Source organism: Microbacterium sp. PA5, assembly GCF_049860775.1.
Classification (GTDB): Bacteria; Actinomycetota; Actinomycetes; order Actinomycetales; family Microbacteriaceae; genus Microbacterium.
Genome location: NZ_CP187567.1, coordinates 1417818 through 1431553 on the forward strand (window position 1 = coordinate 1417818; position 13736 = coordinate 1431553).

Genomic DNA, 13736 nt, shown 5'->3' on the forward strand with positions numbered 1-13736 from the left:
GCCTCAGCAGCCGCTGTCGGGGTTGTCGGCGCACCACGCCTGCCACTGCTCCACGGCCTGGAGGTGCTCGCTGTAGGTGTTGGTGAACACCGTCTCGCCGGTGTCGAGGTTGACCGTCACGAAGTAGAGCCACGGACCGTCGGCCGGCTCCATGGCCGCCTTGATCGCGGTGTCACCCGGGTTGGCGATGGGGCCGATCGGCAGGCCCTCGTGGACATAGGTGTTCCACGGGTTGTCGTCCTCGAGCGCCTCGGCGGAGGAGCTGACGGTGCCGTCGTGCATCTCGCCGTAGCCGTACTGCGCCGTCGAGTCCATCTGGAGCTTGCCGAAGGTCTCGTCGTTGGACGGGTCGAGCCGGTTCTGGATGACCCGCGACACCTTGTAGAAGTCGTCCTCGAAGCGGGCCTCCCGCTCGATGATCGATGCGATGGTGAGGATCTCGCCGCGCCGGTCCTCGGGGACCCCGGCCGCGTCGAGCGACGCGACGGTCCGGTCCACGAGCGTGCGGATCACGTCGGCCGCGGTGACGTCGGGGTTGAACGTGTAGGTCGCGGGGAAGAGCCATCCCTCGAGGCTGTCGGCATCCACCCCGTAGTCCGAGGGGTCCGCGACAGCGGCCTCGAAGTCCTCCAGCGGAATGCCCGTGCCGTCCGACAGCAGCGGCAGCGACTGCGCGACGGTCAGCCCTTCGCGCAGCTGCGCGGTGTTCTCCAGCTTGCTGGCCGGGTCCTCCAGGGCCTCCAGCGCCGCCTCGGACGTCATCTGCAGCTGCAGCTGGTACGCGCCCGGGTGGAAGGTCGTCGTGACGGCGTTGGCGATGAGGTAGTCGTAGAACGCCTCGGGCGTCTTGGTCACACCGGCCTCGAACAGGGTGGTCGAGATCGAGGATCCGGTGTCGCCGTCGACGATGGTGACGACCGCCTCGCCGTTGGCGAGCCCCGCCTCGTAGTCCTTCGGCTCCTCCCAGCCCATGAAGGCCCGGATCTTGTCCTCGTAGGTGACCCACACGTAGCTGCCGCCGGCGACGATGCCGCCGATGATGGCGAGCACGACGCCGAGCACGACCCAGCCGGCGATCCGGCTCTTGCGGCGATCCCGCGCGTGCTGCGTGTCGGGAGCGTGGGGGTCGACGACGACCGCCTCCTCGCCGAACAGCGCATCGATCGTCGCCGGGGTCCGGCGCGGGCCGGGGGCCGGCTCGGTGGCGACCGAGGAGCCCCGGCGTGCCCCCGGAGCGGCGGCCGCAGGCACGAGCGCGGCGTCGTCGGCGGGCGCGGTGTCCGTCTCGGGGATGCCGCGATCCGCCGCGGCCGATCGCGGTGCGGGGGTGCCGCTGGCGTCCCGCGCGTCACCCGCGGGCGCCGCCGCCGGTCCCGACGAGGCCGCCGCGGCCTCGCGTGCGGCGCGACGGCTCAGCGGGGCGGGGTCCTCGGGTGCGGCATCGGACGACGACGTCCGTCGCTGCGGAGGCGAGGGGAGTTTGCCGAACAGGTCTGCGAACTGATCGTCGGAGGACGGGTTCTCGGGCATCAGACGGGCTCCGGGGGGTTATGGAGGGCGCCGGCCGGGATGCCGGTGCTCTTCTCGACGTCGATCGCCTGCTGGAGGAGGACGACCGCGGCGACCTGGTCGACAAGCTTACGAGACGAACGCTGAGATCTCCCGGAGTCACGCAGGGCCGCGTGCGCGGACACGGTGCTCAGGCGCTCGTCCACGAGGCGGATCGGGAGTCCCGAGGCGGCGGCGATCTCGCCGGCGACCGCACGGGCATCGGCCGTCGAGGCGGTCTCACCGCCGTTCAGGCTGATCGGCAGGCCGACGAGGATCTCGAACGCCTCGTACTCCGCGGCGAGCTCGGCGATGCGTCGCACCGTGCCCGCGCCACGGGGAACCGTCTCGACCGGCACCGCCAGCATGCCGTCCCGGTCGCACCGCGCGACGCCGACGCGTGCCTTCCCGACGTCCACGCCGAGACGCACACCGCGTCGGAAACCGCTCACGCGCCCGCGTTCTCCAGCTGCGCGACGATGCTCGCCAGCGCCGCCGGAAGCGCGGCCGGGTCGGTCCCGCCACCCTGGGCGACGTCGTCGCGACCGCCGCCTCCGCCGCCGAGCACGCTCGCCGCGGCCTTCGCGAGCACGCCCGCCTTCGCGCCCGCCCGGCGCGCGGCGTCGTTGGTGGCGACGATGACGACAGGCCGCTCCCCCACCTGGGCTCCGAGCGCGACGACGGCCGCCTCGGCGCCGAGCCGGTCCCGCAGCTGCAGGGCGAGGGAGCGCACGTCGTCGGCAGAGCCCACCGCGCCGATGCTCTGGGCCACCACCCGCTGGTCTCCCGCGCGCTGCGCGGTCTCCACCAGGGCGGGCAGGCGATCGCCGAGGGCCTTCGCCTCGAACTGGGCGATCTTCTTCTCGGCGGCCTTGAGGTTCGCCTGCAGCTCCGCGATCCGGGCGGGCAGCTGCTCGCGCGGCGCCTTCAGGTGCGAGGTCAGCTGCGAGACGATCGCCCGCTCCGCAGCGAGCTCGCGGAACGCGTCGAGGCCGACGAGCGCTTCGACGCGGCGGTTGGACGCGCCGACCGACGACTCGCCGATGAGGCTGATCAGGCCGACCTCGGCGCTGCGGCCCACGTGGGTGCCCGCGCAGAGCTCCCGCGACCAGGGCCCGCCGATGTCGACCATGCGGACGGTCTCGCCGTACTTCTCGCCGAACAGCGCCATGGCGCCGAGGGCCTTCGCCTCGTCCAGCGGCATGACCCTCGTGGTCACCTCGAGGTTGTCCCGCACCGCGTTGTTGGCGATCTCCTCGATCTCGCTCTTGGTGGCGTCGGACAGCGCCTGGCCCCACGCGAAGTCGAAGCGCATGTAGCCGGCGCGGTTGAGCGATCCGGCCTGCGTCGCGCTCTTGCCGAGCGTGTCGCGCAGCGCGGCGTGGACGAGATGGGTCGCCGAGTGCGCCTGCTGCGCGGCGCGGCGGTTCACCGCGTCGACGACGGTGGTGGCCGGCTGGCCCACCCCGACCTCGCCGCTGGTGACCTCCACGGTGTGGCTCACGAGACCCGCGACGGGCTTCTGGACGTCGAGGACCTCCAGCTCGAAGCCGGGCCCCACGATCACGCCCTTGTCGGCGACCTGTCCGCCGGACTCCGCGTACAGGGCGGTCTCGGCGACGATGACCTCCGCGATCTGTCCCTGCACGGCGCGCTGCACCGGGAGGCCGTCGACGAGCAGGCCCAGGACGGTCGACTCGGTCTCGAGGTCCGTGTAGCCGGTGAAGACGGTCTCGCCCTGCGCGCGCAGGTCGCGATACACGCTCGTGTCGGCGAGGGCGCGCTTGCGCGAACGGGCATCCGCTTTGGCCCGCGCCCGCTGCTCCTGCATGAGGCTGTCGAACGCGGTGCGGTCGACCGTCAGGCCCGCCTCCTCGACGATCTCCATGGTGAGGTCGATCGGGAAGCCGTAGGTGTCGTGCAGCAGGAACGCCTCGCTGCCGGTGAGCTGCGAGCCGCCGTCGCGGCGCGTCCGCGCCACCGATTCGTCGAGAAGCTCGGAACCGGCGGCCAGCGTCCGCAGGAACGTCGCCTCCTCGGCCAGCGCGTACTGCGACAGGCGCTCGTAGTCGGCCTCCACGACGGGGTAGGCCTCCTTCATGGCGTCGCGCGACGCCGCGAACAGCTCGGCGAACGTCGGCCCCTCGACGCCGAGGAGACGCATCGCGCGGATCGCGCGACGCATGAGCCGCCGCAGGATGTAGCCGCGGCCCTCGTTGGAGGGCGTCACGCCGTCCGAGAGCAGCATGAGCGAGGACCGCACGTGATCGGCGATCACGCGGAAGCGGACGTCGTCCTCGTGGTTCGCTCCGTAGGTCTTGCCCGACAGGGCCACCGCGCGGTCGAGGACCGGACGCACCTGGTCGGTCTCGTACATGTTGTCGACGCCCTGCTTGATGAAGGCGATCCGCTCGAGGCCCATGCCGGTGTCGACGTTCTTCGCCGGCAGCTCGCCGACGATGGTGAAGTCGTACTTGGAGCGCACGTCGGCGATCTCGTACTGCATGAACACGAGGTTCCAGATCTCCACGTAGCGGTCGTCGTCGGTCGCCGGTCCGCCGTCGATGCCGTACTCCGGGCCGCGGTCGAAGAAGATCTCGGAGCAGGGACCCGCGGGGCCGGGAAGCCCCGTCGTCCAGTAGTTGGTGTCCTTGCCGAGCCGCTGGATGCGCTCCTCGGGGAGGTCCGTGAGGCTGAGCCACAGGTCGTGGGCCTCGTCGTCCTCCTCGTACACGGTGACCCAGAGGTCCTTCGGGTCGAACCCGAGGCCGCCGTCCGCCTCGGACGAGGTCAGCAGCTCCCACGCGTACCGGATGGCGCCTTCCTTGAAGTAGTCGCCGAACGACCAGTTGCCGAGCATCTGGAAGAACGTGCCGTGGCGCGGCGTCTTCCCGACCTCCTCGATGTCGTTCGTCCGGATGCACTTCTGGTTGTCGGCTGCGCGCGGGAACGGGGCGGGCACGTCGCCGCTCAGGTACGGGATGAAGGGCACCATGCCGGCGATCGTGAACAGGAGTGCGGGGTCGTCGGTGACGAGCGAGGCCGAGGGCACGATCGTGTGACCGTTCTTCTCGAAGTAATCGAGGTAGCGCTGCGCGATCTCGGCGGTCTTCATGGGATGTCCTCGGAGTGCAGGGGTGTGCGCCCGGCCGGGGCCGGGAGCGACGATCGGGGTGTCAGTCGGAGAGGCGGGCGGCGCCGTCTTCGGCGGAGTCGGCCACCGCGTGCGCGGCGTCGGCGACGGCGTCGCGGGCCGTGTCGAGCGCGTCGCCCGCGGCGGACTTCGCATCCGCGACGAGTCCCTCGATCTTGGCCTCCTGCGCGCGGTACGCGTCGCCGATGCGGTCGGTGAACTCGGAGATGCGCGCGTCGACCTCGGCGAGGACCTCGTGCCCGCGCGGGTCCTTGTTGACCAGGTGGGCGGCGATGAAACCGCCGGCGATGCCCAGCACGAACCACAGCGCGTTCTTCATGCGTTCCATGTTAGGTGCAAATGACGGAGGGCGCCGGGGTGGTATCCCCGGCGCCCTCCGTGCGAGACGAAACGCGCTCAGCGCGCGGCGCAGCTGTGCTCTCTGCCGCTGCGCGGCGGAACTACGCCCCGCTCAGCGCGCGGCGTAGTACTCGACGACGAGCTGCACGTCACCGGTCACGGGGACCTCGGCGCGCTTCGGGCGGCGCACCAGACGGGCCTGCAGCTTGTCGAGCTCGACCTCGAGGTAGGCCGGGACCGGCGGCAGGACCTCGGCGTGACCGCCGGCGGCTGCGACCTGGAAGGGCTCGAGGCCCTCGCTCTTGGCCTTGACGTGGATGAGCTGGCCCGGCTTCACGCGGAACGACGGGCGGTCGACGAGCTGGCCGTCGACGAGGATGTGGCGGTGCACGACGAGCTGACGGGCCTGCGCCGTGGTGCGGGCGAAGCCCGAGCGCACGACGAGGGCGTCCAGACGCATCTCGAGCAGCTCGACGAGGTTCTCACCGGTCAGGCCGTCCTGGCGGCGGGCCTCGTTGAAGGTGTTGCGCATCTGCTTCTCGCGGATACCGTACTGCTCGCGCAGACGCTGCTTCTCGCGCAGACGGACGGCGTAGTCGCTGTCGGCCTTGCGCTTGGTGCGGCCGTGCTCACCCGGAGCGTAGGGACGCTTCTCGAGGTAGCGGGCGGCCTTCGGGGTCAGCGCGACGCCGAGCGCGCGCGAGAGACGGACCTTGCGGCGGTCCTGGGACTTCGTAGCCACGAAGTGTTCCTTCCTGACGTGGCCGTGCACTTCACGACTCACGGACGTATCCCCCACTCTTCGCCCGTCCTGGACTGCACGCCGGGGCACGCCAGAAGGTCTCGATCAGAAGAGGGAGATGCCCGAAAACACGGTTTCGAGCCGGTCAAGTCTATCAGAGCGGGGTCGCGGCTCCGCCAGGGCGCTGGAGCAGGTCGAGCGCACCGGGCGGATGGAACGTCCGCACGCCCCGATCAAGGTCATCGAGGCGGTACCATCCGGCGGAGGTGTCGCTGTCCCGGACGGGCAGGCGGTCTCCGCGCGGCAGCGCCGACAGGTCCCGGGAACGCACCGAGAACACGTGCACGATCTCGTGACCGCGCTTGCCGTGCGCAGCGAAGATGTTCTCCGTCACGCCGAGCAGCTGAGCAGCATCGACCGTGGCGTCGAGCTCCTCGGCGAACTCGCGCCGCAGGGCTGTCGCCGCCGACTCGCCGAACTCGATGCCGCCGCCGGGCGCGCGGAGGAACCCCTCATGACGGCCGTTCGGTGCGTACTCCTCGGCGAGGATCCAGCCGTCCTCGACCACGAGTCCCACGGCGATCGCCCGCACCCGGGCCGGTGCGGCGAGCTCGGCGGCGTAGGCGTCGAGCGACCGCCGGTAGGCGGGCAGGGTGGGGGTCAGCGCCTCGAACGCGGTGCGCAGCGCCGCTGCGGGCTTCTCGTCGTCGAAGAGGGAGAGAGCCAGGAACGCGCGGGCCGCCGCCGCGAGAGGGTCGTCGTCGGGGACCGTACGCAGGAGCGCGATCGCCCCCGAGGCGTCGCCGAGCACTCGGAGCGAACTCGCCAGCTGGATCACCGCCTGCACGCGCGACTCCCCCGCCAGGCCCGCGGCCAGGGCGTCGCGGTAGAGAGGCACCGCCGCCCGCTCGTCGCCCGCCGCGTCGAGGTCGCTGGCGCGCGCGAAGAGCGCCTCGGCGTCGTGCTCGGTCACGGCGCCAGCAGTCCCGCCACGCGGCGCTGCAGGCCTCCGAGCGGCTCCGGCAGCTCGCCCGCCCGCACGAACGCGTGCAGCCCCCGCAGCGCGGCGCCGGCGTCGCTGAGCTCCCCGGAGAGCAGGTGCGCCAGGAGCGCGTCGGCGGGGATCGTGTGCACCCGGCCGCTCTCGCCCTCGCCCCACATCGGATCCGCGACGCGCACGCACTGCGCCGCGACGAGGATGTTCTTGCGGCGGCGGGAGTTCGCGGCCGCCCACTCGGCGCCGGCGTGATGCACCGTGCCGGCGCGGTATCCGGTCTCCTCCTGCAGCTCTCGGATGCCCGCGGTGACCGGGTCCTCACCCGGGTCGATGAGTCCGCCCGGAAGCTCTCCCAGGACCCGCTCGGGACCGACCCGGTACTGGTCGAAGAGCACGACGCGATCGTCGTCGGTGAAGGCGATCACCGACACCGTGTCGCCGATCTCCAGCACGTCCCAGCCGCTCTCGCTGCCGTCCGGCAGGCGGTAGTGATCGCGCCGCACGCCCACGTACCCCCGGTACATGGAGGCGGTGCCGAGCTTCACCCAGGTGAGCATCGCGTTCTCGTCGTCGGTCATCGCCCGCCCGTCCCGCCGTCGCCGAGGATCTTCCGGATCTTCTCGAGGCGCGCGGCGATGTCCCGCTCCACGCCGCGCCCGGTGGGCGAGTAGTAGGTGCGGCCGCGCAGCTCGTCCGGCAGGTACTGCTGGCTGGCGACGCCCACGTCGAGATCGTGGGGATACACATAGCCCTTGCCGTGGCCGAGACGCTTGGCGCCCGGGTAGTGCGCGTCGCGCAGGTGCGGGGGCACCCTGCCGAAACCGCCGCGGCGGACGTCGGCGATGGCCGCGTCGATCGCCGTGTAGGCGGCATTGGACTTGGCGGTCGTGGCGAGGTACGCGGTGGCCTCGGCCAGCGGGATGCGTCCCTCGGGCATGCCGATGAACGCGACGGCGTCGGCGGCGGCGACGGCGATCTGGAGCGCCTGGGGATCGGCCAGCCCGATGTCCTCGGCCGCGGAGATCACGAGCCGTCGCGCGATGAACCGCGCGTCCTCGCCCGCCTCGATCATGCGGGCGAGGTAGTGCATGGCGGCGTCGACGTCGGAGCCCCGGATCGACTTGATGAACGCGCTGATGACGTCGTAGTGCTCGTCGCCCTGCTTGTCATAGCGCAGCAGGGCGCGATCGACTGCCTGCGCGACCTGCTCGGCGGTGATCGCGGGGACCTCGTCGTCCGACTCGCCGACCATCGACGCCGCCGCCTCGAGAGAGGTCAGGGCGCGTCGCGCGTCGCCCGACGCCAGCTGCACGAGTGCGGCGCGGGCTTCGGGGGTGAGGGCGACGGCGCCGTCCAGCCCGCGCGGGTCGGCGACGGCGCGGTCGATGAGGGATCCCAGGTCGTCGTCCGTGAGCGGCTGCAGGGTGAGCAGCAGCGAACGCGACAGCAGGGGCGAGATGACCGAGAACGAAGGATTCTCGGTGGTGGCCGCGATCAGGATGACCCAGCCGTTCTCGACGCCCGGGAGCAGTGCGTCCTGCTGCGCCTTGGTGAAGCGGTGGATCTCATCGAGGAAGAGGATCGTCGAGGCGCCGTAGAGGTCGCGCTGGGTCATCGCCTCCTGCATGACCTCGCGGACGTCGCGCACGCCGGCGGTCACCGCCGACAGCTCGACGAACCGCCTTCCCGAGGTGCGGGCGATCGCCTGGGCCAAGGTGGTCTTGCCCGTGCCCGGAGGTCCCCACAGGATGACCGAGACCGTCCGCGTGCTCGCATCGGGGTCGGCCAGCGCGACCAGGGGCGAGCCGGGACGCAGCAGGTGCCCCTGACCCGCCACCTCGTCGAGCGAGACGGGCCGCATGCGCACGGCGAGAGGGGTCTGCCCCTGGAAGAGGGCGGCGGGGCTGGTCACCCGACCAGGCTAGCCGCGGCCACCGACGCCCGGGCGCGTTTGTGGCCCGTGCGCGCGGGCACGTAGGCTTTCCAGCGCCCGGATGTCCGGGAATCGAGGGAGGTCCCGTGGCAACCGGTGCGAGCAGGTCCGGCGCAGGCAAGAAGAGCGCGCGCGAGGCGCGGGAGGCGCGCGAGCGCGCCCGGCTCTACCGGGCACGCCAGGAGTTCCAGGACGGCGTGGCGCGTCGTCGTCGTCGCGACAACGTCGTGGCCGGTGTGGCCGGCGGTGCGCTGATCCTCGCCGTCGTCGGCGGCCAGATCGCGTACTACACGCTCGGTCCCGGCCAGCCCGCTCCGGCGCCCAGCCCCACCGCCAGCACGACTCCCACGCCCACGGCGACCCCGACGCCGACCCCGAGCCCGACGGCGACGCCGTCATCCACTCCCACGCCGTGACCGCCGCCGTATAGGCTGGCAGCCGACCGAACCCCCAGGCGGCCTGTCTCCGCAGACAGGCCTGGCCGCGACGAGGTGCTACCCGTGACTTCCGTTCCCGAAGAATCCGCAACGACCGAGCCCGCTCCCGAGGAGTCGAGCGCAGCTGCCGACGACGCGGTCGCCGCTGAGACGTCGGATCAGCCCGCTGCCGACGAGGCCGCGGCCGACGCCGCTCCCGACCAGGAGCCCGCCGTCGAGGAGCCTGCTGCCGCCGAGGAGCCTGCTTCCGCCGAGGAGCCCGCTGCTGCGGAGGAGCCTGCTGCCGCCGAGGAGCCTGCTGCCGACGAGGCGAAGCCGGCCCCCGCGCCGGTTCCCCGCCCGCTTCCGCGTCCGGTCGCGCCCCTGCCGCGTGCCCCTCGTCCGAACGCTCCTGCTGCCGTCGCCGCGCCGACGGAGTCGGTCTCCACCGGTGAGTGGGGTCGGGTCGAGGAGGACGGCACCGTCTCGGTGCGCGAGGGCGACCAGTGGCGGGTCGTCGGTCAGTATCCGGACGGCACCCCGGCCGAGGCGCTGGCGTACTTCGAGCGCAAGTTCGCCGATCTCGCCAGCGAGGTGGCTCTCATCGAGGCGCGGCACCGCGGCGGCGGCGCGTCGGCCGCAGACCTGCGCAGCACGGTGAAGACCGTCCGCGAGCGCGTCACCGGAGCCGCGGCCGTCGGCGACATCGCGTCGCTGGAGGCCCGCCTGGATGCTCTCGACGAGGCGCTCAGCGAGGCCTCCGCCGAGGAGGCGGCCGCGCACCGCCAGGCCGTCGACGCGGCGATCGCCGAGCGCACGACTCTCGTGGTGCAGATCGAGGAGATCGCCGCACGCGACCCCAAGTCCATCCAGTGGAAGCAGACCTCCGCCGAGGTCACCGCGCTGTTCGAGCGCTGGCAGGCGCACCAGGCCACCGGCCCCCGCCTGCCCAAGAACATCGGCCAGCAGCTCTGGAAGCGCTTCCGCGACGCACGCGCGGTGTTCGACAAGCACCGCCGCGAGTTCTACGCCGGCCTCGACGAGTCGCACAAGTCCGCCCGCGACGCGAAGGCGGCGCTCGTCGAGCGCGCCGAGGCGCTGGCCAGCAAGGGCGAGGACGGCATCGCCGCTTATCGCGCTCTGCTCGACCAGTGGAAGTCGGCCGGTCGTGCCGGCAAGAAGGCCGACGACGCCCTGTGGGCGCGCTTCAAGGCGGCCGGAGACGCTCTGTACGGCGCGCGTGCCGATCGCGAGCAGGCCGACGCCGAGGCCTCCAAGGAGAAGATCGCCGCCAAGAAGGCGCTTCTGCAGGAGGCGGCGGCGGTGCCCAAGGAGAAGGACACCGCCAAGGCACGGTCGCTCCTCACCGGCATCCAGCGACGCTGGGACGACATCGGCCGCGTTTTCCCGCGCGAGGCGGAGCGGGCGCTCGACGACGACCTGCGCAAGATCGAGCAGGCCGTGAAGGCCCGCGAGGACTCGGACTGGAAGAGCAACAACCCCGAGACCAAGGCGCGCCAGAACGACATGACGCAGCAGCTGCGCGACGCGATCGCCAAGCTCGAGGACGAGGTGGCCGCCGCGGTCGCCACGAAGGACAAGGCCAAGATCGCCAAGGCCGAGGAGGCGCTGGCCGCCCGCAAGGCGTGGCTCACCGCTCTCGGCGGCTGACCGGCGCCCTCCTCCCCCACGATCCTCGACCGGGCGTTGTCCACAGGGCGACGCCCGGTCGTGCGTGAGGTGTGTCGTCGTGCGGCAGAGTGCGTGGGATGACCTGGCCGTTCCTGTACTACCCGGGCGACGCGCTGTCCGATGCGGAGCTGCGCTCGGCGCGCCTGGACGGAGACCTGGTCGAGATCGGCGAGGCGTTCATGCCGGCCGACGCCGTGGAGACCCGGGAGCTGCGCGCCGGGTCGCTCCGTGCGCTGGTGGGCGCGCGGCTGGCGCTCACCCACGAGTCGGCCGCCTGGGTGCACGGCGCCATCCCCGAGCCTCCCCGACGGCACTGCGTGCAGCGCTGCGTGGCGGCGCGGCCGCACCACGTCACCGATCGCCGGCTGCGCTACCGCGACGTGAGGCTTCCGGTCGCCGACGGGATGCTGATCGCGGGCGTCGTGGTGAGCACGCCGGTGCGCACGTTCGCCGACCTCCTGCGCGACCGGGTGCTGAGGGAGGACGGCGACGACGGGATCGTGCGCGCGCTGCTCGCGTGGCGCCCGGAGCTGCTGGTCGAGACCCGGGCGTGGCTGTCGGCGGCCGGCCCCGTGCAGTTCAAGCGTCCGGCGCGTGCGTACCTCGATCGGCTCGAGCGCGAGCGCACGCCTCCGGTCAGGACGACGTGACCCGGTAGACGTCGTACACGGCGTCGATGCGGCGCACCGCGTTGAGCACCCGGTCGAGGTGGACGATGTCGCCCATCTCGAACACGTAGCGGCTGAGCGCCAGCCGGTCGTTGTTGGTCTGCACCGAGGCCGAGAGGATGTTCACGTGGTGTTCGCTGAGCACACGGGTGATGTCGCTGAGCAGCCCCGACCGGTCGAGCGCCTCGACCTGGATGTGCACCAGGAAGACGCTCTTCGTGGTCGGCGCCCACGAGACCTCGATCATGCGGTCCGGATCGTCCTTGAGCGACTTCACGTTCGTGCAGTCGCTGCGGTGCACCGAGACCCCGCTGCCGCGGGTGACGAAGCCCACGATGTCGTCGCCGGGCACGGGCGTGCAGCACTTGGCGAGCTTCACCAGGATGTCCGGCGCGCCGCGCACGAGCACGCCAGAGTCGCCGCCGCGCGGTGCGCGCGATCGCCCGACCGCCGGCAGGTCGATCGGACCCGTCGAGGTGTCCTCCTGCGTGCTGACGAGGGCGGTGACCTTCTCGATGACGGACTGTGTGGAGACGTGCCCCTCGCCGACCGCTGCATACAGCGCGGTGACGTCCTCGTAGCGCAGCTGGTGGGCGACCTCGGTGAACGAGTCCTGACTCATCAGGCGCTGCAGCGGCAGGTTCTGCCGGCGCATCGCACGCGCGATCGCATCCTTCCCCTGGTCGACCGCCTCTTCGCGACGCTCCTTGGTGAACCAGCCGCGGATCTTGCTGCGCGCGCGTGTGGACTTCACGAATCCGAGCCAGTCCTGGCTCGGCCCGGCATCAGGGTTCTTCGAGGTGAAGACCTCGACGACGTCGCCCGAGTTCAGCTCCGATTCGAGGGGCACCAGGCGACCGTTGACCTTCGCGCCCATCGTGCGATGACCGACCTCGGTGTGGACCGCGTAGGCGAAGTCGACCGGGGTGCCGCCGGCGGGGAGGCCGATCACGCGCCCCTTCGGCGTGAAGACGTACACCTCCTTCGCGCCGATCTCGAAGCGCAGCGAATCGAGGAACTCACCCGGGTCGGCCGTCTCGGCCTGCCAGTCGGAGATGTGTGCCAGCCACGCCATGTCCGTGTCGACCGACTTCTCGTCGGTCTTCCCGCCGCTCATCCGCTCCTTGTACTTCCAGTGCGCGGCGACGCCGTACTCCGCCTGCTGGTGCATCTCGTTGGTGCGGATCTGGATCTCGACCGTGCGACCCCCCGGGCCGATCACGGTCGTGTGCAGCGACTGGTACAGGTTGAACTTGGGCGTGGCGATGTAGTCCTTGAAGCGGCCGGGCAGCGGCGTCCACCGCGCATGGATCGCCCCGAGGACCGCGTAGCAGTCGCGGACGGTGTTGACGAGCACGCGGATGCCGATGAGGTCGTAGATGTCGTCGAACTCGCGGCCGCGCACCACCATCTTCTGGTACACGGAGTAGAGCTGCTTGGGACGGCCCATGATGCGGCCGCGGATGCGGAGGTCGCGCAGATCCGACTCGACCGCGTCGATGACGGTCTGCACGTACTGCTCGCGCTGCGGTGTGCGCTGCTTGACCAGGCTGTCGATCTCGACGTAGAGCTTGGGGTGCAGGACGGCGAACGAGAGATCCTCGAGCTCGCTCTTGATCGCCTGGATGCCGAGGCGATGCGCGAGCGGCGCGTAGATCTCGAGGGTCTCCGTCGCCTTCTTGGCCGCCTTCTCCGGCGGTACGAAGCCCCAGGTGCGCGCGTTGTGGAGCCGGTCCGCCAGCTTGATCAGCAGCACCCGGATGTCCTTGGACATCGCGACGATCATCTTGCGGACCGTCTCGGACTGCGCGGCGTCGCCGTACTTGACCTTGTCGAGCTTGGTGACGCCGTCCACCAGCATCGCGACCTCGTCGCCGAACTCCGTGCGCAGCTGATCCAGGCTGTAGTCGGTGTCCTCCACCGTGTCGTGGAGCAGCGCGGCGGCGATGGCCCGAGGTCCCAGCCCGAGTTCGGCGAGGATCTGCGCGACCGCGAGCGGGTGCGTGATGTAGGGCTCGCCGCTCTGCCGCTTCTGCGCCGCGTGGGCCCGCTCGGCCACCTGATAGGCGCGCTCGATGATCGCGATGTCGCCCTTGGGATGGTGCGTGCGGACCGTCCGGATGAGCTGCTCGACGCCGTTGCGGGAAGGCGCCCGGGAGAACAGGCGCGGCACCAGGCGCCGCAGCGAACTGGGCGGCGGCCCTGCGGGAGGGTTCTGGGCCGACGAGGGCACGGTGTCGGTCATCA

12 protein-coding genes are annotated in these 13736 nt (G+C 71.5%); 3 read left to right on the top strand and 9 right to left on the bottom strand.

The window, feature by feature from the left end; all coding sequences use genetic code 11:
• Nucleotides 1-3: 3 nt before the first annotated feature.
• The 8 genes from mltG to ACPWUT_RS06640 form a co-directional block, all read right to left on the bottom strand.
• Nucleotides 4-1530: an endolytic transglycosylase MltG gene (mltG, locus tag ACPWUT_RS06605; protein ID WP_425841862.1), complete on the bottom strand. Its 1527-nt coding sequence runs from the start codon at nt 1528-1530 to the stop codon at nt 4-6.
• Nucleotides 1530-2000: a Holliday junction resolvase RuvX gene (gene ruvX, locus ACPWUT_RS06610; RefSeq protein WP_284527164.1), complete on the bottom strand. Its 471-nt coding sequence runs from the start codon at nt 1998-2000 to the stop codon at nt 1530-1532. Before ruvX ends, mltG begins: the two co-directional genes overlap by 1 nt.
• A complete protein-coding gene (gene alaS / locus ACPWUT_RS06615) occupies nt 1997-4663 on the bottom strand; it encodes an alanine--tRNA ligase (protein ID WP_425841865.1) in 2667 nt (888 codons plus the stop codon). The genes ruvX and alaS overlap by 4 nt, the downstream gene beginning before the upstream one ends.
• A gap of 61 nt (nt 4664-4724) precedes the next feature.
• Nucleotides 4725-5021, bottom strand: a complete 297-nt coding sequence (locus ACPWUT_RS06620; RefSeq protein ID WP_284527166.1) for an ATPase — start codon at nt 5019-5021, stop codon at nt 4725-4727.
• Nucleotides 5022-5153: 132 nt separating this feature from the next.
• On the bottom strand, nt 5154-5783 hold the full coding sequence (gene rpsD / locus ACPWUT_RS06625) for a 30S ribosomal protein S4 (RefSeq protein ID WP_144807814.1): 630 nt from the start codon (nt 5781-5783) through the stop codon (nt 5154-5156).
• Nucleotides 5784-5937: 154 nt separating this feature from the next.
• A complete protein-coding gene (locus ACPWUT_RS06630; protein ID WP_425841870.1) occupies nt 5938-6756 on the bottom strand; it encodes a tetratricopeptide repeat protein in 819 nt (272 codons plus the stop codon).
• Entirely contained in the window at nt 6753-7358 is a 606-nt protein-coding gene (locus tag ACPWUT_RS06635) for an NUDIX hydrolase (RefSeq protein WP_284527168.1), read from the bottom strand. Before ACPWUT_RS06635 ends, ACPWUT_RS06630 begins: the two co-directional genes overlap by 4 nt.
• On the bottom strand, nt 7355-8641 hold the full coding sequence (locus tag ACPWUT_RS06640) for a replication-associated recombination protein A (RefSeq protein WP_425842208.1): 1287 nt from the start codon (nt 8639-8641) through the stop codon (nt 7355-7357). Before ACPWUT_RS06640 ends, ACPWUT_RS06635 begins: the two co-directional genes overlap by 4 nt.
• A 158-nt stretch (nt 8642-8799) precedes the next feature.
• On the opposite strand from ACPWUT_RS06640, the gene ACPWUT_RS06645 reads away from it, so the two are divergent.
• The 3 genes from ACPWUT_RS06645 (at nt 8800) to ACPWUT_RS06655 (ending at nt 11471) form a co-directional block, all read left to right on the top strand.
• The gene (locus tag ACPWUT_RS06645) at nt 8800-9129 is read left to right on the top strand and encodes a dioxygenase (protein WP_284527170.1); all 330 of its coding nucleotides are present in this window, start codon (nt 8800-8802) and stop codon (nt 9127-9129) included.
• A gap of 84 nt (nt 9130-9213) precedes the next feature.
• Nucleotides 9214-10800, top strand: coding sequence for a DUF349 domain-containing protein (locus tag ACPWUT_RS06650; RefSeq protein ID WP_425841874.1), 1587 nt, complete (start codon nt 9214-9216; stop codon nt 10798-10800).
• A 98-nt stretch (nt 10801-10898) separates the two neighbouring features.
• The gene (locus ACPWUT_RS06655) at nt 10899-11471 is read left to right on the top strand and encodes an SAM-dependent methyltransferase (RefSeq protein ID WP_425841877.1); all 573 of its coding nucleotides are present in this window, start codon (nt 10899-10901) and stop codon (nt 11469-11471) included.
• Here ACPWUT_RS06655 and ACPWUT_RS06660 read toward each other — a convergent pair.
• Nucleotides 11458-13734 carry a RelA/SpoT family protein gene (locus ACPWUT_RS06660; protein WP_284527172.1) on the bottom strand — a complete coding sequence of 759 codons (2277 nt, stop codon included), beginning with the start codon at nt 13732-13734 and terminating at the stop codon, nt 11458-11460. The genes ACPWUT_RS06655 and ACPWUT_RS06660 overlap by 14 nt on opposite strands.
• Nucleotides 13735-13736 lie beyond the last annotated feature (2 nt).

What these genes read in the sequence shown, in the direction of transcription:
- ACPWUT_RS06640 (WP_425842208.1), bottom strand. Translation starts at nt 8,641, where the DNA reads ATGCGGCCCGTCTCGCTCGACGAGGTGGCGGGTCAGGGGCACCTGCTG.
- alaS (WP_425841865.1), bottom strand. Translation starts at nt 4,663, where the DNA reads ATGAAGACCGCCGAGATCGCGCAGCGCTACCTCGATTACTTCGAGAAG.
- ACPWUT_RS06660 (WP_284527172.1), bottom strand. Translation starts at nt 13,734, where the DNA reads ATGACCGACACCGTGCCCTCGTCGGCCCAGAACCCTCCCGCAGGGCCG.
- ACPWUT_RS06655 (WP_425841877.1), top strand. Translation starts at nt 10,899, where the DNA reads ATGACCTGGCCGTTCCTGTACTACCCGGGCGACGCGCTGTCCGATGCG.
- ACPWUT_RS06620 (WP_284527166.1), bottom strand. Translation starts at nt 5,021, where the DNA reads ATGAAGAACGCGCTGTGGTTCGTGCTGGGCATCGCCGGCGGTTTCATC.
- mltG (WP_425841862.1), bottom strand. Translation starts at nt 1,530, where the DNA reads ATGCCCGAGAACCCGTCCTCCGACGATCAGTTCGCAGACCTGTTCGGC.
- ACPWUT_RS06635 (WP_284527168.1), bottom strand. Translation starts at nt 7,358, where the DNA reads ATGACCGACGACGAGAACGCGATGCTCACCTGGGTGAAGCTCGGCACC.